The organism is Homoserinimonas sp. A520 (genome assembly GCF_054489245.1).
This window is the reverse complement of the sequence record NZ_JBTMWX010000002.1, coordinates 202,580-220,722: the sequence shown is the minus strand read 5'-3', so window position 1 is coordinate 220,722 and position 18,143 is coordinate 202,580. Positions and strand designations below refer to the sequence as shown.

Here is an 18,143-nt window from a genome sequence, read left to right as displayed (position 1 = left end):
GGTGTCGTTCGCCACTTACTACCAGTGACATGGAGAGCGCGGTGGCGGGGATGGGATCGAACTACAACCATCCCCTTCGCTTCGGACTCTCGCTGGACCCGTCCTCGACGGATGAGGTCACGGGGCACGCAATCCTCGCCGACACGCTCGGGTACGACCTCGTCTCGGTGGACGACTCGGTAGTCCTGGACGCGTGGAGCGCCCTCTCCTGGATCGCTGGCCGCACCCGGAACATCCGCCTGCTTCCGATCGTGGACCTCTCCCTGCGCTCCCCTGGTGTGCTCGGACGTGCCGCTGCGAGCCTCGACCTGCTCTCCGGCGGTCGGCTGGAGCTCGGACTCACGGCCGACGACGCCGATGCTGTGGCTGAGGCGATCAGTATCATCCGGGGAATGTGGGCCGTCGACGACCGGCGACCGCCCCGCCATGCCGGTGCGCACTACCGCGTCGACGGAGCCGAGCGGGGCCCGGCTCCCGCGCACGATGTGCCAATCCTGGTGCAGGGAACGGGCGAGCAGATGCTGCGGCTGGTCGGCTCCGACGCGGAAGGCTGGCTCGTGCGATACCCCGCCGCCCTCGAATCGGGCAACATTGTCATCGATACTGAGGCACAAGGTGCCGGACGTGACCGGCGGGAGATCCGCCGAGTTCTCGACGTGGACTCGTTCGATGGTTCGACAATCGACTGGGTGGCGCAATTGCTACCCCTCGTCACTCGGGACGGCGTGGGCACGCTCCTGCTGAAGAGCGATGACCCGGCCATGATCCGCCGCTTCATCACCGAGGTCGCGCCCGCCCTGCGCGATGCGGCAGAGCAGGAGATTCCCGGGCTGTCGACCTCACGGCCGATCCGTCCGGCGGCATTCCTCGCGAAGCGGGTGCCTGGCATCGACTACGACGCCGTGCCAAGTACGCTCGCCGCCATCGAGCCGGGCGACATCCGCTATTCGGGCGTGCGCTCGACATATATGCGCGGTGGAGCGCCGGGGATCGTCCTGCTGCCCGCCACCCCCGCACAAGTGGCGGATGCCCTGGCCTTCGCGCGAGACCACCCCCAGCTGCCGCTCGGAATCCGTAGCGGTGGACACGGTATCAGCGGGCGTTCGACCAACCACGACGGCATAGTCATCAACCTGTCTGCGCTGAACAGCATCGAGGTTCTCGACCGCGCCACCCGGCGAGTGCGGGTCGGCCCTGGTGCGACCTGGGGCGAGGTGGCCGCTGCCCTTGAACCGTTCGGGTGGGCCATCAGCTCCGGCGACTACGGCGGGGTCGGTGTCGGGGGGCTGGCTACGGCTGGCGGCATCGGATTCCTCGGGCGGGCACACGGACTGGCGATCGACAACCTGCGTGCCGTCGAGGTGGTGCTCGCCGACGGACGGATGCTGCGCACCAGTGACACGGAGAACGCCGACTTGTTCTGGGCGATGCGTGGGGCCGGCGCCAACTTCGGTGTCGCCACCGCCTTTGAGTTCGAAGCCGCCGAGGTGCCCGGGGTCGGCTGGGCCCAGTTCGTGTTCGACGCGAGCGACACCGCAGACTTCCTCGTGAAGTGGGGCGCAGTGCTCGAAACGTCCCCCCGCGACACCACGAGCTTCCTCATCCTGGGAGGCTCCCACCCCGGCGAGCCCGCGATCGCCCGCTTCTTCGGAATGGTCGACTCGATCGACCCCGACACCATCATCGCCCGCCTTCAGCCGTTCGCCGACGTGGCACCGCTGTACCAGCAGTCGGTGCAGTTGCTGTCGTACAGTGCGGCGCTCATGCCGGCCCAGGGTCAGGCCAACCAGGGTCGCGGTGAGCCTGTCAGTCGCTCTGGCCTTCTGGAGCACATCACTCCCGAATTCGCGGATGCGGCCCACCGACTGCTCGACAGCGGCGCCACCCACTTCTTCCAGATCCGCGCGACGGGGGGCGCGGCATCCGATGTCCCGCCGGATGCGACGGCATACGCCCACCGCTCGGCCAACTTCTCGGTGGTGGCCGTCGCCTCGAGTCAGCAGCGGCTGGACACGGAGTGGCAGCGGCTCGCGCCGTTCTTCGACGGGCTTTACCTGAGCTTCGAGACGGGCGCGGGCCCGGAACGCATCCGCGACGCGTTCCCGCCAGCAACGCTGAAGCGACTGCGGTCGCTGAAGGCCGAGTACGACCCTGGCAACCTTTTCCGCGACAACTTCGCGATCGGCACCACCACCCAGGACACACCTGAACGACGCACCGCCTAAGAATGAAGAGGATCTGATATGACGGACTACGGCCACGACCTGCAATTCGGGGTGTTCATCACCCCGACGAATTCACCCGCCCAGCAGGCCGTGGAATTGGCGGTTGTGGCCGACCGGGCCGGCCTCGACCTGGCGACGTTCCAGGATCATCCGTACCAGCCGAGATTTCATGACACCTGGACGCTGCTGTCGTTTATCGCCGCACGCACGGAACGCATTCATCTGAGCGCCAACGTGCACAATCTGCCGTTGCGGCACCCCGCGCTGCTGGCGCGCAGCGCAGCCAGCCTCGACTTGCTGAGCGGCGGTCGCCTCGAGCTCGGCATTGGTGCCGGTGGTTTCTGGGATGCCATCGTAGCTATGGGCGGCGTGCGCAGGACTCCCGGCGAGTCGATAAAAGCGCTGGAGGAGGGCATCCGCATCATCCGCGAGATTTGGGATGTCGACCAGCCCGGTGGGGTGCGATTCGAAGGCGAGTATTACACCGTGAAGGGCGCCAAGCGCGGACCTGCCCCCGCCCACGACATCGGGATCTGGGTCGGAGCGTACAAGCCGCGCATCCTGCGCATGACCGGCCGCGCCGGCGACGGCTGGCTGCCATCGCTCGGCTACCTGCAGGGCGGACCGTCCGAGTTGGCCGCCATGAACGCGCACATCGATGAAGGGGCGGATGCCGTCGGTCGCGACCCGCGCGCCATCCGTCGCCTGCTCAACATCGGCGGGAAGTTCGCGCCGACGGGCGGCGGGCTGCTGCAGGGTCCACCGGAGCAATGGGTTCGCGAGCTGACCGGGATCGCCCTCGACTACGGCATCTCCGGGTTCATTCTCGCGAGCGACGACCAAGCGACGATTGAACTGTACGCCCGGGAGGTCGCACCAGGCGTGCGGGAGGCTGTGGCGAAGGAGCGGGGCTGAACCCAGGCCGACCGACAACCTCGCTACGCTACTGGCAGGATGAGCGAGAACGAGAGCCGCAGCCGGGTCGGCACCTCCGGATGGGATCACCGTCATTGGCAGGGCCACTTCTACCCGCAGTCGTTGCCACAGCGCGGGCGTCTCGGCTACGCATCGGAGCGCCTGTCCACGCTCGAGATCAACACGACATTTCACGGTGGCGGGTCACCGAGTAGCTTCCTGGCCTGGCGAGACGCGACGCCCGCAGACTTCGCATTCTCGGTCAAGGGCCCGAAGTCGATCACGCACGGTCAGGCGCTGAGGAATCCGGCGCGGGGCGTCGCCGACTTCTTCGCCTCCGGAGTGCTCGGTCTTCGCGAGAAGCTGGCAAGCGTGCTCTGGCAGTTTCCCCCAGGGCTGGGTTTCTCCCCTGAGGTGGTGGAAGGCTTCCTCGCACTGCTTCCGCATTCCATCGCCCAGGTCCAGCGGCTGATCGAGCAGGAGGGCAGGGCGGCAATCGACCCCGGTGCCTCGGATACCCCGATTCGTCATGCTCTCGAGGTGCGGCACGCGAGTTTCGACACTCCCGCGTTCGTCGACCTGCTCCGCCGCTATGACGTGGCCGCGGTCGTCACCAACTCCCCCACCTGGCCGCAGTTGCGCGAGGTCACCGCCGACTTCGCTTACCTGCGGTTGCACAGCGGCAAGGATCACCACCCGAACGGCTACGACGCGGCGTCCCTCGACGAGTGGGCCTCGCTTGTCGATGGCTGGCGCAGCGGGGCCGGCTGCACTGACGGAAGCGGGCGCGACACGTTCGTCTACTTCGTGAACCCGGAGCACAACAGTATTCGCCCGCCCTTCGACGCCATGGCCCTTCAGGGCAGACTTGGCGGCGCAGGCGGCAACGAGCCTCCGCTTTCTGTCGGGCAACCCTCCCTGTGGTGACGCCGCTCCGCCGGTACTGCTGCGGTCGGCCATCCGGCCAGGCCCCAACGTTCTCCGCCGGTCACGCGTCCTAGTTAACGTGGCCATGACGAGGGGAGTCTGGTGAAAGCACAACGAGGTGGCCGATCCGTGCTGCTGGCGAGCGTCGGCATGCTGACGGTGGCGCTCCTGCTGGCCGGATGCGCGGGCATCCGAGGGACCGTCCCGGATGCCGCCATCGTTCCCCAGGCCGACTGCGGCGAGACCGGCTCGGCCGGGCGCGTCCCGAGCGACTTCGTGCCGGTCAGTGTCGCTCTGTGCGACGACTTCGGCACGGTCACCGACGAGGATGGCGTCTGGTCGGGCCCGGCCACCCGCCACCTGGAGGGCGACCTCGTCCCGCTCATCGAAGCATTGAACCAGGCCGATGACCCGCGCTGGCTGGGACCGTGCACTGCGCACATGGTCATCGTTCCCCAGCTATGGCTCGCGGATGCTGCCGGGCGCGCCGTGCACGTGACCTACCCGGTCGACGGATGCAGGCAGCCGAAAACGGAGGCCGTGAATGCGGCCCTCGCGCTGCTTGAAGTCACCGCCGGCAGCGTCGACCGGCAGAACCTCACCGAGTCGGCAGCAGCCATCGAGGCCGGCTGCCGCACCCAGTGGACGCCGCTCCGAGTCGTGGCACCCGATGAGCTGGCTGACGTTCCCGGCCTCGACACATCTCCGAAACAGCCGGGCGACACCGGCTCGGACGAGTTCGCAACCGTTCCGCTCGGGTTGCCGCCCGTCGGCCAACTCGACGGAATGCGGCTGTGCCGGTACGCCGCCGACCCGAGCCCCGAATACTCCGAGCTGGTCGGCCTGCCCGTCGTGGGGACTTTCACCAATGGCTCGACACTGAACGCCGAAGAGGGACGCATCATCCTGACTGCCGCGGAGTACGAGGTCATGCCGCTGATCGCGTGCCTCCGCCCCGCAACGGAGTTTGTCGTCGCACACCCTCTCGTCGACGGGCAGCATGCCGGCGGTACCGTGACCATCGAGGTGGACGGATGCCAGCGGCTCTTCGGCACCACCGGCTTCACCCTGGTCTCGGAGGAGATTCTCGCGCTCGTCCGGCCGCGGTAGCGCGCCTGGCTCAGACGAGAGCGGTCAGCGTCAGCGTGACGGCCGCCACGATGGCCAGGGCCACCAGGTAGAGCAGCGCCTGATGTGCGACACTCCGGCGGCGGCCCATCCACCAGGCCAGCGCGAATGCGGCAATCGGAAGGACGGTGTTCGCGATCAATATGACCCATGGCACCTCGATCGTCGCCAGGCCGTTTTCGCTGGCGAAATCGTTGGCGTCGGCGATCTGGGCCGGCAGCCCCACCAGGTTGGTGATCGCCTCGAACAGGTCGTAGGCGAACAGCAGGCCGAACACGATAGCCACGGCAAACGGGAGGATGCGTCGCCGGGTGCCGTGGGCATCCGTCTGCCGCATCATGCGAGACCTCCCAGGATGAACGGCCAGGGGGCGACCAGGAGCAGGCCGGCCAGCAACCAGGAGATCCGCGCGACCGCGCGACTGTCACGGTTGAGCAGCAGCACGGCGCCGAACCACACCGCAGGCGATGCGATCGCCAGGAACTCACCGAACTGGTACATGATCTCGGAGAGCAGGCTGCCCTGAGTGTAGGTGTCGCGTTGCACGGCGATGATCCAGCCGACAATGTAGAGCAGGTAGGCGCCGCCGAATATTCCGTAGACGACAAGCATGGCCGAGCTGGTGGTCGGTGATGCGGAGGGGCTCGTTTCGGCATTCCGCTGAACTGCGGGCGGTGCATCGACGTGGGTCGGATCGGTCTCGTCACCCCAGCTCAGGGGGTCATCCGGGTCCCGGCTCATGCATCGACTCTACCGGGCCGCGACGTGCCGACCTCGGTGTGACGCCGCCAACCGCGCCGTCGTTTGTTGACGGTGAGCCCCCACCACAGGCTGACAGAGAGGGTTGTTCCCCCTCGAGGTCAACAAACCGAGGTGCCGTTGGCTGGGCACCGACATGTGTACACTGTGCACATGTCGGATATGCTCACCTTCTCCTCCACCATCGTGAACCCCGAGTGGATGCCGTCCTGGTCGGTCATCGAAGTGCCGGATTCCGAGGTCTTCTTCGGCACCGGCAAATCTGTGCGAGCCAACACCACTGTCGACGGGGTCTCCGTGACATCCGCCCTGATGCCCTCCGGCCGGGGCCACCATTTCATTTCGGTGAGCGCCGCGCTGCGAAAGAAACTCGACAAGGGAGTCGGCGATCAGGTCGAGGTGCGCATCGAGCGCATCCGCTGACGTTTCGCGGTGACATCACTCGACGATGACGGTGTTTCTCTTCGATGAGCCCGTTTGGATCAGCGTCATCGAAGAGAAACACCGTCATCGATGAGCGGAGGCGGAGTGAGACGACGAAGGGGCCGAGCCTCGTGGCTCGGCCCCTTCGCAAAGTGGAATACGGATGTCTCGACAGGCTCGACTGATCTCGACGAACTCGACCCGCTTAGACGTGTCTAGCGGGCGGCGGAACCGTCGGTGTAGTCCTCGTCCTGCTGCTTCCAGGCGAACAGCGAGCGGAGCTCCTTGCCGGTCGCCTCGATCGGGTGCTGGGCACCCTTCTCGCGGAGTTCCAGGAACTCGGGGCCGCCGGCATCCTGGTCCTTGATGAACCGGTCGGCGAACGCGCCGGACTGGATGTCGGCGAGAACGGCCTTCATGTTCTCCTTCACCGACGGGTCGATGACGCGCGGGCCGGAGACGTAGTCGCCGTACTCAGCGGTGTCGGAAACCGACCAGCGCTGCTTGGCGATGCCGCCCTCCCACATCAGGTCAACGATGAGCTTCAGTTCGTGCAGCACCTCGAAGTATGCGATCTGCGGCTGGTAGCCGGCCTCAATCAGCGTCTCGAAGCCGTACTGCACCAGCTGCGAAGTGCCGCCGCAGAGAACGGCCTGCTCACCGAACAGGTCGGTCTCGGTCTCCTCGGTGAACGTGGTCTTGATGCCGCCGGCGCGCAGGCCGCCGATAGCCTTCGCGTACGACCAGGCCAGGTCCCAGGCCTTGCCCGAGGCATCCGCCTCGACGGCGACGATGACGGGAACGCCACGGCCGGCCTCGTACTCACGACGAACCGTGTGACCCGGGCCCTTCGGAGCGACCATGATCACGTCAACGCCGTCCGGCGCCTCGATGTAGCCGAAACGGATGTTGAAGCCGTGGCCGAAGAGGATCGCCTTGCCATCGGCCAGGTGCGGCTTGATGTCGACGGCGTAGAGGTGACGCTGGTGCTGGTCCGGGGCGAGGATGACGATCACGTCGGCCCACTCGGCGGCCTCGGCAGAGCGCAGCACCTTGAAGCCGGCCTCCTCAGCCTTCTCGATCGACTTGGAGCCTTCCTTCAGGCCGACGACCACGTCGACACCGGAGTCGCGCAGGTTCTGTGCGTGCGCGTGACCCTGCGATCCGTAGCCGATGACGGCCACCTTCTTGCCCTGGATGATCGACAGGTCCGCGTCTTTGTCGTAAGCGATTTCGGTCATAGTGTGTGCTCCTTGGTTGTGTGAGGTTTTCAGGTGCGGGTCTCGACAAGCTCGACCAGCTTCAGTTCAATTCTTGAAGATGCGCTCGGTGATGCTCTTGGACCCGCGGCCGATGGCCAGCAGGCCGGACTGCGCGATCTCCTTGATGCCGTAAGGCTCGAGCACCTTCAGCAGTGCCTGCGTCTTGGCGGTGTCGCCGGTGACCTCGATGACCAGCGCATCCGTCGCCACATCGACGATGCGAGCCCGGAACAGCGTGGTCGCCTCCAGGATCTGGCTGCGGGTGGTGTTGTCCACCCGCACTTTGATCAGCAGGTGCTCCCGCTGAACGGTCTGCGCCGGATCGAGTTCGACGATCTTGATCACGTTGACCAGCTTGTTGAGCTGCTTGGTGACCTGCTCGAGGGGGAGCTCCTCGACATCCACCACCACGGTGATGCGCGAGAGGCCCTTCACCTCCGACTTGCCGACGGCGAGCGACTCGATGTTGAAGCCGCGGCGCGCGAACAGTCCGGCGACCCTGGTCAGCAGACCGGGTTTGTCCTCGACGAGGAGTGACAGAACGTGCGTCATGGGTTTACTCCTCTTCCCACTCTGGGGCGTTGTCGCGGGCGTATTGGACGGACGAGTTGCCGACTCCCTGGGGAACCATCGGCCACACCATGGCGTCTCGGCTCACGATGAAGTCGATCACCACCGGACGGTCGTTGGTCTCGTTGGCGAGCTTGATCGCAGCGTCGACCTCCTCCTTCTTGGTGACGCGGATGGAGAGGGCGCCGTACGCCTCCCCCAGCTTCACGAAGTCGGGGATCATCACGGTGTCGGCACCGGTGTTCAGGTCGGTGAAGGAGTGACGGCCGTTGTAGAACAGCGTCTGCCACTGGCGCACCATGCCGAGTGAGGAGTTGTTGATGATCGCGACCTTGATCGGGATCTCGTTGATCGTGCAGGTGGCGAGCTCCTGGTTGGTCATCTGGAAGCATCCGTCGCCGTCGATCGCCCAGACGGTGCGGTCGGGGTTGGCGACCTTCGCACCCATGGCGGCCGGCACGCCGTACCCCATGGTCCCGGCGCCACCGGAGTTCAGCCAGGAGTTGGGCCGCTCGTACTTGATGAATTGCGCAGCCCACATCTGGTGCTGACCGACACCGGCGGCGTAGATGCCCTCCGGTCCGGTGATGGCGCCGATGCGTTCGATCACGTATTGCGGCGACAGCAGGCCGTCGTCCGGCTCGTCGTACCCGAGCGGGTACTGCTCGCGCAGGAAGTCGAGCCGGGTCCACCACTCGGTCAGGTCCGGCCCGGATGCCTTCGCGGCGTCGGCGAAGGCAGCGATGAGGTCGATGATGACGTCTTTGGCGTCCCCGACGATGGGCACATCGGCGATCCGGATCTTCGAGATCTCGGCCGGGTCGATGTCGACGTGCACGACCTTCGCATCGGGGGCGAACTCGGTCGGCTTGCCGGTCACCCGGTCATCGAACCGAGCGCCGAGCGAGATCAGCAGGTCGGACTCCTGCAGCGCGAGAACCGCCGGAACGGTGCCGTGCATCCCCGGCATGCCGAGGTGCTGCTTGTGCGAGTCGGGGAATGCGCCGCGCGCCATCAGCGTGGTGACCACCGGAGCACCGGTCGCCTCGGCCAGTTTCAGCAGTTCAGCGGATGCGCCCGCCCTGATCACGCCGCCGCCCACGTAGAGCACCGGCCGCTTCGACTCGACCAGCATCTTCGCCGCTGCGTTGATCTGCTTGCCATGGGCCTTCACCACCGGGCGGTACCCGGGCAGGTCGACTTTCGGCGGCCAGATGAACGGCGCAGAGTTCTGCTGGCAGTCCTTGGTGACGTCGATGAGCACCGGCCCAGGGCGACCCGTCGTGGCGATCTGGTACGCCGCCGCCACCGTCTTCGGGACGTCCTCCGGCCTGGTCACCAGGAAGGAGTGCTTGGTGATCGGCATCGTGATTCCCACGATGTCGACCTCCTGGAACGCATCCGTGCCCATCGAGGTGGAGAAGACCTGTCCGGTGATGACGATGAGCGGAACCGAGTCCATGTGGGCATCCGCAATCGCGGTCACCAGGTTGGTCGCGCCTGGGCCGGATGTCGCGATCGCGACACCGACCTTGCCGGTGGATGACGCGTAGCCCTCGGCCGCGTGTCCTGCGCCCTGCTCGTGCCGCACCAGGATGTGGCGAATGGTGCTCGACGACATGAGCTCGTCGTAGAACGGCATGATGGCGCCGCCCGGCAACCCGAAGACATCCGTGATGCCGAGCTTCTCGAGGGAGCGAAGGATGGCGCCTGAGCCGGTGAGGATCTCAGGCGTCGCCTTCTGCTTGGGGGCGGATGCGTGGGGCACGGGCGGTGATTCCGTGGACATCAATCTTCCTTAGTTCGATCGTTTCGACCGAGTCGGCACGAAAAGGCGAGAGCCGCGAAGCTACCCGGTGACGGCGCCCTTGGCGGCGGAGTGCACGAGCTTCGAGTACTTGGCGAGGACACCACGGGTGTAGCGCGGTGGAAGGGGAGCCCAGCCCAGCTGGCGAGCTTCCAGCTCTGCCGCGTCGACAAGTAAGTCGAGCGAGCGAGCTGCGATATCGACCCTTATTAGATCACCATCGCGCACGAAGGCGATCGGACCTGCGTCCACCGCTTCGGGTGCTATGTGGCCGATACACAGTCCGGTTGTGCCGCCTGAGAATCTGCCGTCCGTCAAGAGTAATACATCTTTGCCGAGTCCCGCGCCCTTGATGGCTGCCGTGATGGCCAGCATCTCCCGCATTCCGGGCCCACCCTTGGGCCCCTCGTAGCGGATGACGACGATGTCGCCCTTGACAATGCTGCCGGCGGTGAGGGCGTCCATCGCGGCGCGTTCGCGCTCGAACACGCGTGCCGGCCCTTCGAATACCTCGGCGTCGAAACCGGCCGTCTTCACAACGGAGCCTTCCGGCGCGAGCGACCCGTGCAGAATACTGATGCCTCCGGTGGCATGAATCGGGTTGTCGAGTTTGCGGATGACCGTGCCGTCGAGTTCGTCGGGGTTCAGTTCGGCCAGGTTTTCGGCCACCGTCTTGCCGGTGACCGTGAGTGCGTCGCCGTGCAGGAGGCCGGCATCCAGCAGCGCCTTCATGACGACCGGCACTCCCCCGTGGCGGTCGACGTCGTTCATCACGTACTCGCCGAACGGCTTCAGGTCGCCGATGTGCGGAACCTTATCGCCGATACGGTTGAAGTCGTCCAGCGTGAGTTCGACCTCGGCTTCGTTGGCAATGGCCAGCAGGTGCAGCACGACGTTGGTTGAACCGCCGAACGCCATGGCGACAGCAATCGCGTTCTCGAACGCCTTCCTGGTCAGGATGTCGCGGGCGGTGATTCCGAGGCGCAGCAGGTTGACGACGGCTTCACCGCTGCGGTGGGCGTAGTAGTCGCGACGACGGTCAGCGGATGCCGGTGACGCCGAGCCTGGAAGGCTCATTCCGAGGGCTTCCGCGACGCTCGCCATGGTGTTGGCGGTGTACATGCCTCCACAGGCACCTTCGCCTGGTGCGAATGCGCACTCGATGCGCTTGGCATCCGCCTCGCTCATGATGCCCGCCTTGACCGAGCCGACCGCCTCGAACGAGTCGATGATGGTGATGTTTTTCTCGGTGCCGTCGCTGAGCTTGACCCAGCCTGGGGCGATCGAGCCGGCGTAAAGGAATACGGATGCGAGGTCGAGCCGGGCGGCCGCCATCAGCATTCCGGGGAGTGACTTGTCGCATCCGGCCAGCAGCACGGAGCCGTCCAGGCGCTCCGCCTGCATGACCACTTCGACCGAGTCGGCGATCACTTCACGCGAGACCAGCGAGAAGTGCATGCCCTCGTGGCCCATCGAGATGCCGTCCGAGACGGAGATGGTGCCGAACTGCAGCGGGTAGCCTCCGCCGGAGTGCACACCTTCCTTCGACGCCTGCGCAAGGCGGTCGAGTGACAGGTTGCACGGCGTGATCTCGTTCCAGGAGCTGGCGATGCCGATCTGGGGCTTGTCCCAGTCGGCATCGCCCATCCCGACGGCGCGCAGCATCCCGCGGGAGGTCGTCGCTTCGATCCCGTCAGTGACGACGCGGCTGCGGGGCTTCATGTCGATGTCGTTCGTAGGCACCCATTGAGTCTAACGATTCGCCGGATGCGCTTGTCTCGGCTTCGCCCGTCAGCACAAAAGGAGGAGAAACCCTTGTCTAGACCGAAAAAACTCCTCCTTTACCTGCTGATGTCAGAAAGGCTCTCTCATTTGCGGCGAGGAAGGGAGCAGGAACAGCAGGCGCGGCTAGGGCGACGGGCGCTCGGACTGCGCCTCGTCGATGGCTTCTTCGAGTTCATCGGCCAGCAGGTAGTCCGGGTTCACATTGCCTGCGCGGTACGCGGCGCGTCCGATCATGTGTGCGGAGATCGGCGCGGTCAGCATCTGGAAGATGAGAACGGGAATGAGCGTGGCCACCGTCAGCCAGCTGCGATCCGAGATGGCGACCGCCAGCAACACGAAGATCAGGCCGACCATCTGGGGCTTGGTTGCCGCGTGCATCCGTGACAGGGCGTCCGGGAAGCGGATGAGCCCGATCCCAGCCGCGACCGACAGCAACGCACCCACCAGCAGGCAGCTGGCGGCAACCAGGTCGAGTATTGCGTCGGGGCTCATTGCGCCTTCCTCCGCTTCTTCGCCGGCTTGACGGGCACGGTCGGCTTCCCGCCACCCTGCTTCGACACGTAGCGTGCCACCGACATGCTGGCGAACACGGCGGTCACGGCCAGCACGACCATGATCGGGATAGTGCGCGTGTGGTTGTGGTAGACCATTTCGGCACCGAGCACCAGGATGAGCGTGGTCACCAGCATGTCGGATGCGATCATCCGGTCGAGGATGGAAGGCCCCCGCACGATGCGGTAAACGGATGCGCCTGCGGCGGCAGCCAGCAGCACGCCGACGGCGACCAGGATCAGGTCGGTCATTTCTTCGTCGCCTCCTCGCGCTCGATGAGGTCGTACTCCTCGCGGGAACCGAGCGCCCTGACGATGCGCCGTTCGACAGCGAGCACGCTGGCCCTGGCCTCATCGACGTCCTCCAGGGTGTCGGTGTCGAGGACGTGCACGTACAGCACTGCACGCAGACGGTCGGCTTCCACGACCAGCGAGCCAGGCACCAGCGAGATGGCGATCGAGACGAACGTCATGATCAGGTCTGATCTGCTCCGCAGTCGCACGGCGACGACGGAGCTGTGCGGAATTTTCCGCGGGTCGATGGCGATCCACGCCACCTGAACGGATGCCCGGAACAGGTCGTAGGTGAAATGAGCCGCGAAGACGAGGGCCCACCACGGGTTGAACCGGCCGGACAGCCTGACCGGCGGCAGGTAGAACACCCGGGTGACCAGGAGCGCGATGATGACCCCGGTCAGCAGGGTCAGCCAGGTGAACGATCCCCACAGCAGGCCCCACAGCACGACCAGCCACACCAGCATGGGAATCTGGTGCAGGAGTACCCTGCGCAACCGTGCCCGGTTCTCCGCCATCACTCCACCCCCTCGGGGAAGACGAGGTCAATATAGTTGTTCGGCCCGTTCAGGTTCTCTCCTGCCCGGGAGCTGAGCCCGTAGAGCGGCCCGGCGAAGACGGTCAGCGCGACACTCAGTGCGACCATGCCGGCTGTTGCCGCCACCATCAGCGTCGGCGTGCTCTTCGCCTCGATGTCGCTGTTCTCGCCGGGAGCTTCACTGAGTTGCTCCAGCAGGCGGGACTCGTACTGCTCCACCTCGTCCGCCGGGCGCCAGAACGCCATGTTCCAGACCCGGGCAAGGGCGTAGAGGGTGAGCAGCGAGGTGAGCGCGCCGGCCCCCATGACCGTGTAGACCAGCCAGCCGGCGTCCTCCGCTGCGGCGTTGAACAGTGCCAGCTTGCCGAGGAAACCGGAGAACGGCGGTATTCCGCCGAGGTTCAGGGCGGGGATGAAGTACAGCACGGCGATGACCGGCGCCGCGGCGAGCAGCCCGCCGATCCGGTTGATGGAGGTGCTCCCGCTCTGGCGCTCGATCAGGCCGGCGGTGAGGAAGAGGGTCGTCTGCACGATGATGTGATGCACGATGTAGAAAATCGTGGCGTTCAGTCCGGCCACTGTCCCCATCGCGATCCCGAAGATCATGTACCCGATGTGGCTGACCAGGGTGAACGAGAGCAGCCTCTTGATGTCGGCCTGGGCGACGGCACCGAGGATGCCGACGATCATGGTGAGCAACGCGACGATGAGTAACGCATCGCCGAGCTGGTTTCCGGGGAACAGGATCGTCTCGGTGCGGATGATCGCATACACGCCGACCTTCGTCAGCAACCCGGCGAAGACCGCCGTGACCGGTGCCGGGGCCGTCGGGTAGGAGTCCGGAAGCCAGAACGACAGCGGGAACACGGCCGCCTTGATGCCGAAGGCGATCAGCAGCATCACGTGCAGGGTGAGCTGCACGCTGGGGTCGATCTCGGCCATCCGCACCGAGATCTGCGCGATATTGACGGTTCCGAGGGCGCCGTAGATCATCGCGATCGAGGCGAGGAACAGCAGTGACGACACCAGGCTCACCACGATGTAGGTGACGCCGGCGCGGATGCGTGGACCGGTTCCTCCCATGGTCATCAGCACGTAGGAGGCGACCAGCAGGATCTCGAACCCGATGTACAGGTTGAAGAGGTCCCCGGCGATGAACGCGTTGAAGACTCCGGCGGCCAGCACCATGTAAGTGGGGTGGTAGATCGACACCGGCGTCTCGCTGTCGCCGTCCGCCATACCCTGGCCGACCGAGAACAACAGCACCGCGAGGAGCACAGCGGCCGAGACGATGAGCATCAGCGCGGTGAGCCGGTCGACGACCAGCACGATGCCGACCGGTGCCGCCCAGCCGCCGACCTCCATGACCAGCGGCCCGGTGGCATCCACGTCGATCAGCAGGAAGATGCTGACCACCATCACGGCGACGAGCGCGACGACCGTGACCAGCACCTGCAGCAGTTGACGACGGCCGGCGATGAGCGCGCCGGCCGCACCGATCAGGGGCAGCATGACGACGAGCGGGATGAGGGCGGTCACTCCTCCTCCCCCGTCTCTCCCAGTTCCTGGGCGGCCGACAGCTCGTCGAGGTGGTCCACTTCGGTGTCGAGCGGGTCCGGATGCTGCAGCTCTTCTTCGACTGCGGCGTCGCGCTCCGCGATCGCGAGGTCTTCCGGGTCGTCTTCGAGTTCATCCGCCCGCGACAGCCGCCACGAACGGTAGATCAGCGCCAGCAGGAACGCGGTCACCCCGAAGGTGATCACGATGGCGGTGAGGATGAATGCCTGCGGCAGCGGGTCGTTGAACTCGTCAACGGATGCGCCGCCGCCCAGGATCGGCGCCAGCCCGCGGCGACCGCCCATCACCAGGATCAGGATGTTGGTCGCGTTGCCGACCAACAGGAAGCCGAGCACCACCCGGGTCATGCTGCGTTCGATCATCAGGTAGACGCCACTGGCGTACATCACGGCCATCAGGATGACCAGGAGCAGGGTGACGCTCATCCGGTCACCTTCTCGCCGACTGCGTCGTGGAGGCGTTCATTCGGGGTGTTCGGGTCTTCGTCCTCCTGCTGGCGGTCGACTTCGCCGCCAAGGCTTCGCAGCACGTCGAGCACGAGGCCGATGACGATCAGGTAGACGCCGATGTCGAAGATCGTCGATGTGACGAATTCGACGTGGCCGAGTGCCCACACTTCAGCTTCGATCCAGGTGGAGGTCAGGGCGTCGGCGCCGAAGAACAGCGGGACAAGGGCGGTGCCGACGGCGAGAACCAGTCCGGTGCCCAGCAGCTTTCCGGCGTCGATGGTCACGGCGGCGCCCAGTTCGTAGCGCCCGCCGGCCAGGTACCGGGCGACCAGCGCCATGCCGGCAACCAGACCAGCCGCGAAGCCTCCACCCGGCGCGTTGTGACCGGTGAACAGCACGAAGAGCGACACCACGATGATCGAGTGGAAGAGCAACCGGACCGTCACTTCGAGCAGGATCGAGCGGTTCTCCGGGGCGAGGGTGCGCCCGGCGAGCAGCCAGGCGAGTCGTGTCTCCTCGGTCTCATTCTCCCCGAGCTGCCTGCCGCGCGGCCGTGCCGGTTCTGTCACCGGGCGCTGGCGTGAGAGGAACCCCTGTCGTCCAGTCAGCTTGGTCGGCCGGGGCAGGTCGTCGATGCGCCGGTCGAGGAAGATCAGGCTCGCAACGCCGGTCGCCGCCACGATGATGACCGACAGTTCGCCCATGGTGTCCCAGCCGCGGATGTCGACCAGGGTGACATTGACCACGTTCTTGCCGTGCCCGCCCTCGTACGCCAGCGACGCCAGGTCGAGAGAGATCGGGTCGGCGATGCGGGAACCGAGCGCGATGATGGCGACCAGCGCCATGGTGACACCGACTCCGACTGCCAGGAGAACGCGCAGCCAACTGCGGCTGCGGCGCGGATGGGCGACTCCGATGCGCTGCGGCAGCCGGCGCAGCACCAGCACGAACGCGACCAGGGTGACGGTCTCGACGAGCACCTGCGTGAAGGCGAGGTCTGGCGCGCCCTGCAGCGCGAACAGGGCAGCCATGCCGTAGCCGGTCACTCCCACCAGCACGACCGCGGTGAACCGCTTGGTGGCTCGCACCGCGGCGATTGCGGCGACCGCCATGAGCACGGCGATGGCGAGCTGCCCGGGGAAATCCCACCAGAGGAACTCGGTCGGCCACGGCTGGTCGATGGTGAGTGTCGCGCCCACCGCGAGCACCATCACCAGCAGGATGACACCCAGGTAGAACGGCAGCGAACCGCGCTGGGTGGTCGCCGTGACGCGTGCGGCCGTGCGATCGATGAGCCGCATGCCCTTCCAGTAGCCGTCCGCGGCGTTGATGAGTGACGGCACCCGGTTCTGCAGTGCCAGCACCCGGCTGCGCAGGAAGAACATGACCAGGCCGAGCGCCAGGGTGCCCGCGGAGATGAATAGCGCAGGCTCCAGCCCGTGCCACAACGCCAGGTGGTAGTCCTCGTGGCCTGCGGCACTCGGGAAGCCCTGGGAATATCCACTGAGCCATCCGCCCACCACCGGGGAAATCACCCCGAGCGCCAAGCCGCCCACCGCCAGGACCGCCGGCGATGTCAGGATGCCCGGCCGGTCATCCGCCACTGTCGTCTGCTCGACGTCCGGCTTGCGGAAGAAGGCACCCCAGAGAAAACGTGCGCTGTAGGCGGTCGTGAAAACCGACCCGACCGCAACGCCGACCAGGGCAACGACGCCGATGCCGGTTCCCGATTGGAGCAGTGCGGTGAACACGGCCTCCTTGGCAACAAAGCCGAACGCGGGTGGCAGGCCGACCATCGAGATCACGGCGATGGTGGTGATCGTCGCCACTGCCGGCGAGCGCCTGCCGAACCCGCTCAGCTTGCGCAGGTCGCGCGTGCCGGTGCGGTGGTCGATGATCCCGACGATGAGGAACAGGGCCGACTTGAACAAGGCGTGGGCGATGATGAGGGCGATCCCGGCGAGCGCTGCGTCCCGGCCCCCGAACCCGATGATGACGGTGAGGAACCCGAGCTGACTGACCGTGCCATAGGCCAGGAGGAGTTTCAGGTCGTGCTGACGGATGGCCCGCCAGCCCCCGACGAGCATGGTGAACACGCCGACAATCACGAGGGTTTCGCGCCAGCCGGGGATGTCGGCAAACCCGGGGGCGAGCGCAGCGACAAGGTACACACCCGCCTTCACCATGGCAGCGGCGTGAAGGTAGGCGCTGACCGGGGTCGGTGCCGCCATCGCCGCGGGAAGCCAGAAGTGGAATGGCACCAGAGCGGACTTCGACAGCGCACCGACCAGGATGAGGAAGATCGCGGTGGCCACGACCGCACCGTTGGGCGGGTCACGAACAATGGCGGTGAGGCTGGTGGTACCAGCCTCCACCGAGAGCAGGACCAGGCCGACCAGCATGGCGAGCGCCCCTGCCGTGGTCACCAGCAGGGCCTGGAGCGCTGCACCACGGCTCGACTTGCGGTCGGTGTAGTGCCCGATGAGCAGGTAGGAGAACACCGTGGTTGCTTCCCAGAAGATGTACAGCAGGAAGACGTCGTCCGCGATCACCAGCCCATACATCGCGCCCGCGAACGCGAGGAAGATACCGGCGAAGCGACCGAGTGCAGGCTCGGATACCGAGAAGTACCTCGCGCAATAGATGAGCACCAACGCACCCACCCCGAGCACGATCAGGCTCATCACCCAGGAGAGCACGTCGAGGCGAACGCTGAGCGAAAGCCCGATTTCCGGGACCCAGCTGTACGACTCGCTCAGGATATTGCCGCCCAGCACCTCCGCCGACCCGGCCAGCGTCTGCGCGACCCCGAAAGCAGGAACCAGTGCGAGCAGGTAGAACACTCGGGTACCCAGCCACTTCGTGAGTACCGGCGCCAGAACTGAGGCCGCTACGAAGACGGACAGGGCGGTGAGCACGTGACCTCCGTCGT

Annotated in this window: 17 protein-coding genes; 5 read left to right on the top strand and 12 right to left on the bottom strand. The window is 66.1% G+C overall.

Annotated features, from left to right (window positions below; translation table 11 throughout):
- Positions 1-29: 29 nt before the first annotated feature.
- The 4 genes from ACX3PH_RS05550 (at position 30) to ACX3PH_RS05535 (ending at position 5,177) form a co-directional block, all read left to right on the top strand.
- Entirely contained in the window at positions 30-2,225 is a 2,196-nt protein-coding gene (locus tag ACX3PH_RS05550; RefSeq protein ID WP_459090254.1) for an LLM class flavin-dependent oxidoreductase, read from the top strand.
- A gap of 18 nt (positions 2,226-2,243) precedes the next feature.
- Positions 2,244-3,140 (top strand): LLM class flavin-dependent oxidoreductase, encoded by an 897-nt coding sequence (locus ACX3PH_RS05545; RefSeq protein WP_459090252.1) that lies wholly within the window; start codon positions 2,244-2,246, stop codon positions 3,138-3,140.
- 39 nt (positions 3,141-3,179) lie between these two features.
- Entirely contained in the window at positions 3,180-4,067 is an 888-nt protein-coding gene (locus tag ACX3PH_RS05540; protein ID WP_459090250.1) for a DUF72 domain-containing protein, read from the top strand.
- 102 nt (positions 4,068-4,169) lie between these two features.
- Positions 4,170-5,177: a hypothetical protein gene (locus ACX3PH_RS05535; protein ID WP_459090248.1), complete on the top strand. Its 1,008-nt coding sequence runs from the start codon at positions 4,170-4,172 to the stop codon at positions 5,175-5,177.
- Positions 5,178-5,187: 10 nt separating this feature from the next.
- Here the strand turns inward: ACX3PH_RS05535 and ACX3PH_RS05530 are convergent, their stop codons facing one another.
- Both ACX3PH_RS05530 and ACX3PH_RS05525 read right to left on the bottom strand, forming a co-directional pair.
- Complete coding sequence (locus tag ACX3PH_RS05530) at positions 5,188-5,535, bottom strand: hypothetical protein (protein WP_459090246.1); 348 nt, start codon at positions 5,533-5,535, stop codon at positions 5,188-5,190.
- Positions 5,532-5,936: a hypothetical protein gene (locus tag ACX3PH_RS05525; RefSeq protein WP_459090244.1), complete on the bottom strand. Its 405-nt coding sequence runs from the start codon at positions 5,934-5,936 to the stop codon at positions 5,532-5,534. The genes ACX3PH_RS05530 and ACX3PH_RS05525 overlap by 4 nt, the downstream gene beginning before the upstream one ends.
- Positions 5,937-6,107: 171 nt before the next feature.
- On the opposite strand from ACX3PH_RS05525, the gene ACX3PH_RS05520 reads away from it, so the two are divergent.
- Complete coding sequence (locus ACX3PH_RS05520; protein WP_459090242.1) at positions 6,108-6,377, top strand: DUF1905 domain-containing protein; 270 nt, start codon at positions 6,108-6,110, stop codon at positions 6,375-6,377.
- A 215-nt stretch (positions 6,378-6,592) separates the two neighbouring features.
- Here ACX3PH_RS05520 and ilvC read toward each other — a convergent pair whose 3' ends face one another.
- From ilvC to ACX3PH_RS05470, 10 genes are all read right to left on the bottom strand, one after another.
- Positions 6,593-7,618, bottom strand: coding sequence for a ketol-acid reductoisomerase (ilvC, locus tag ACX3PH_RS05515; protein WP_459090240.1), 1,026 nt, complete (start codon positions 7,616-7,618; stop codon positions 6,593-6,595).
- 66 nt (positions 7,619-7,684) lie between these two features.
- Entirely contained in the window at positions 7,685-8,191 is a 507-nt protein-coding gene (gene ilvN / locus ACX3PH_RS05510; protein ID WP_459090238.1) for an acetolactate synthase small subunit, read from the bottom strand.
- 4 nt (positions 8,192-8,195) lie between these two features.
- Positions 8,196-9,998, bottom strand: a complete 1,803-nt coding sequence (locus tag ACX3PH_RS05505) for an acetolactate synthase large subunit (RefSeq protein WP_459090236.1) — start codon at positions 9,996-9,998, stop codon at positions 8,196-8,198.
- Between the two features lie 60 nt (positions 9,999-10,058).
- Positions 10,059-11,738 (bottom strand): dihydroxy-acid dehydratase, encoded by a 1,680-nt coding sequence (gene ilvD / locus ACX3PH_RS05500; protein WP_459091432.1) that lies wholly within the window; start codon positions 11,736-11,738, stop codon positions 10,059-10,061.
- A 186-nt stretch (positions 11,739-11,924) separates the two neighbouring features.
- Complete coding sequence (gene mnhG / locus ACX3PH_RS05495) at positions 11,925-12,293, bottom strand: monovalent cation/H(+) antiporter subunit G (RefSeq protein WP_459090234.1); 369 nt, start codon at positions 12,291-12,293, stop codon at positions 11,925-11,927.
- Positions 12,290-12,604 (bottom strand): monovalent cation/H+ antiporter complex subunit F, encoded by a 315-nt coding sequence (locus tag ACX3PH_RS05490; protein WP_459090232.1) that lies wholly within the window; start codon positions 12,602-12,604, stop codon positions 12,290-12,292. Before ACX3PH_RS05490 ends, mnhG begins: the two co-directional genes overlap by 4 nt.
- Positions 12,601-13,164, bottom strand: a complete 564-nt coding sequence (locus tag ACX3PH_RS05485; RefSeq protein ID WP_459090230.1) for a Na+/H+ antiporter subunit E — start codon at positions 13,162-13,164, stop codon at positions 12,601-12,603. Before ACX3PH_RS05485 ends, ACX3PH_RS05490 begins: the two co-directional genes overlap by 4 nt.
- Positions 13,164-14,723, bottom strand: a complete 1,560-nt coding sequence (locus ACX3PH_RS05480; protein ID WP_459090228.1) for a Na+/H+ antiporter subunit D — start codon at positions 14,721-14,723, stop codon at positions 13,164-13,166. Before ACX3PH_RS05480 ends, ACX3PH_RS05485 begins: the two co-directional genes overlap by 1 nt.
- The gene (locus ACX3PH_RS05475) at positions 14,720-15,187 is read right to left on the bottom strand and encodes a Na(+)/H(+) antiporter subunit C (RefSeq protein WP_459090226.1); all 468 of its coding nucleotides are present in this window, start codon (positions 15,185-15,187) and stop codon (positions 14,720-14,722) included. Before ACX3PH_RS05475 ends, ACX3PH_RS05480 begins: the two co-directional genes overlap by 4 nt.
- On the bottom strand, positions 15,184-18,129 hold the full coding sequence (locus ACX3PH_RS05470; RefSeq protein WP_459090224.1) for a Na+/H+ antiporter subunit A: 2,946 nt from the start codon (positions 18,127-18,129) through the stop codon (positions 15,184-15,186). Before ACX3PH_RS05470 ends, ACX3PH_RS05475 begins: the two co-directional genes overlap by 4 nt.
- Between the last annotated feature and the right edge of the window lie 14 nt (positions 18,130-18,143).

Excerpts from the sequence above, each read along its gene's own strand:
- ACX3PH_RS05550 (WP_459090254.1), top strand. The coding sequence starts at position 30 with ATGGAGAGCGCGGTGGCGGGGATGGGATCGAACTACAACCATCCCCTT.
- ACX3PH_RS05545 (WP_459090252.1), top strand. The coding sequence starts at position 2,244 with ATGACGGACTACGGCCACGACCTGCAATTCGGGGTGTTCATCACCCCG.
- ACX3PH_RS05540 (WP_459090250.1), top strand. The coding sequence starts at position 3,180 with ATGAGCGAGAACGAGAGCCGCAGCCGGGTCGGCACCTCCGGATGGGAT.
- ACX3PH_RS05530 (WP_459090246.1), bottom strand. The coding sequence starts at position 5,535 with ATGATGCGGCAGACGGATGCCCACGGCACCCGGCGACGCATCCTCCCG.
- ACX3PH_RS05525 (WP_459090244.1), bottom strand. The coding sequence starts at position 5,936 with ATGAGCCGGGACCCGGATGACCCCCTGAGCTGGGGTGACGAGACCGAT.
- ACX3PH_RS05520 (WP_459090242.1), top strand. The coding sequence starts at position 6,108 with ATGTCGGATATGCTCACCTTCTCCTCCACCATCGTGAACCCCGAGTGG.
- ilvC (WP_459090240.1), bottom strand. The coding sequence starts at position 7,618 with ATGACCGAAATCGCTTACGACAAAGACGCGGACCTGTCGATCATCCAG.
- ilvN (WP_459090238.1), bottom strand. The coding sequence starts at position 8,191 with ATGACGCACGTTCTGTCACTCCTCGTCGAGGACAAACCCGGTCTGCTG.
- ACX3PH_RS05505 (WP_459090236.1), bottom strand. The coding sequence starts at position 9,998 with ATGTCCACGGAATCACCGCCCGTGCCCCACGCATCCGCCCCCAAGCAG.
- ilvD (WP_459091432.1), bottom strand. The coding sequence starts at position 11,738 with ATGAAGCCCCGCAGCCGCGTCGTCACTGACGGGATCGAAGCGACGACC.
- mnhG (WP_459090234.1), bottom strand. The coding sequence starts at position 12,293 with ATGAGCCCCGACGCAATACTCGACCTGGTTGCCGCCAGCTGCCTGCTG.
- ACX3PH_RS05490 (WP_459090232.1), bottom strand. The coding sequence starts at position 12,604 with ATGACCGACCTGATCCTGGTCGCCGTCGGCGTGCTGCTGGCTGCCGCC.
- ACX3PH_RS05485 (WP_459090230.1), bottom strand. The coding sequence starts at position 13,164 with ATGGCGGAGAACCGGGCACGGTTGCGCAGGGTACTCCTGCACCAGATT.
- ACX3PH_RS05475 (WP_459090226.1), bottom strand. The coding sequence starts at position 15,187 with ATGAGCGTCACCCTGCTCCTGGTCATCCTGATGGCCGTGATGTACGCC.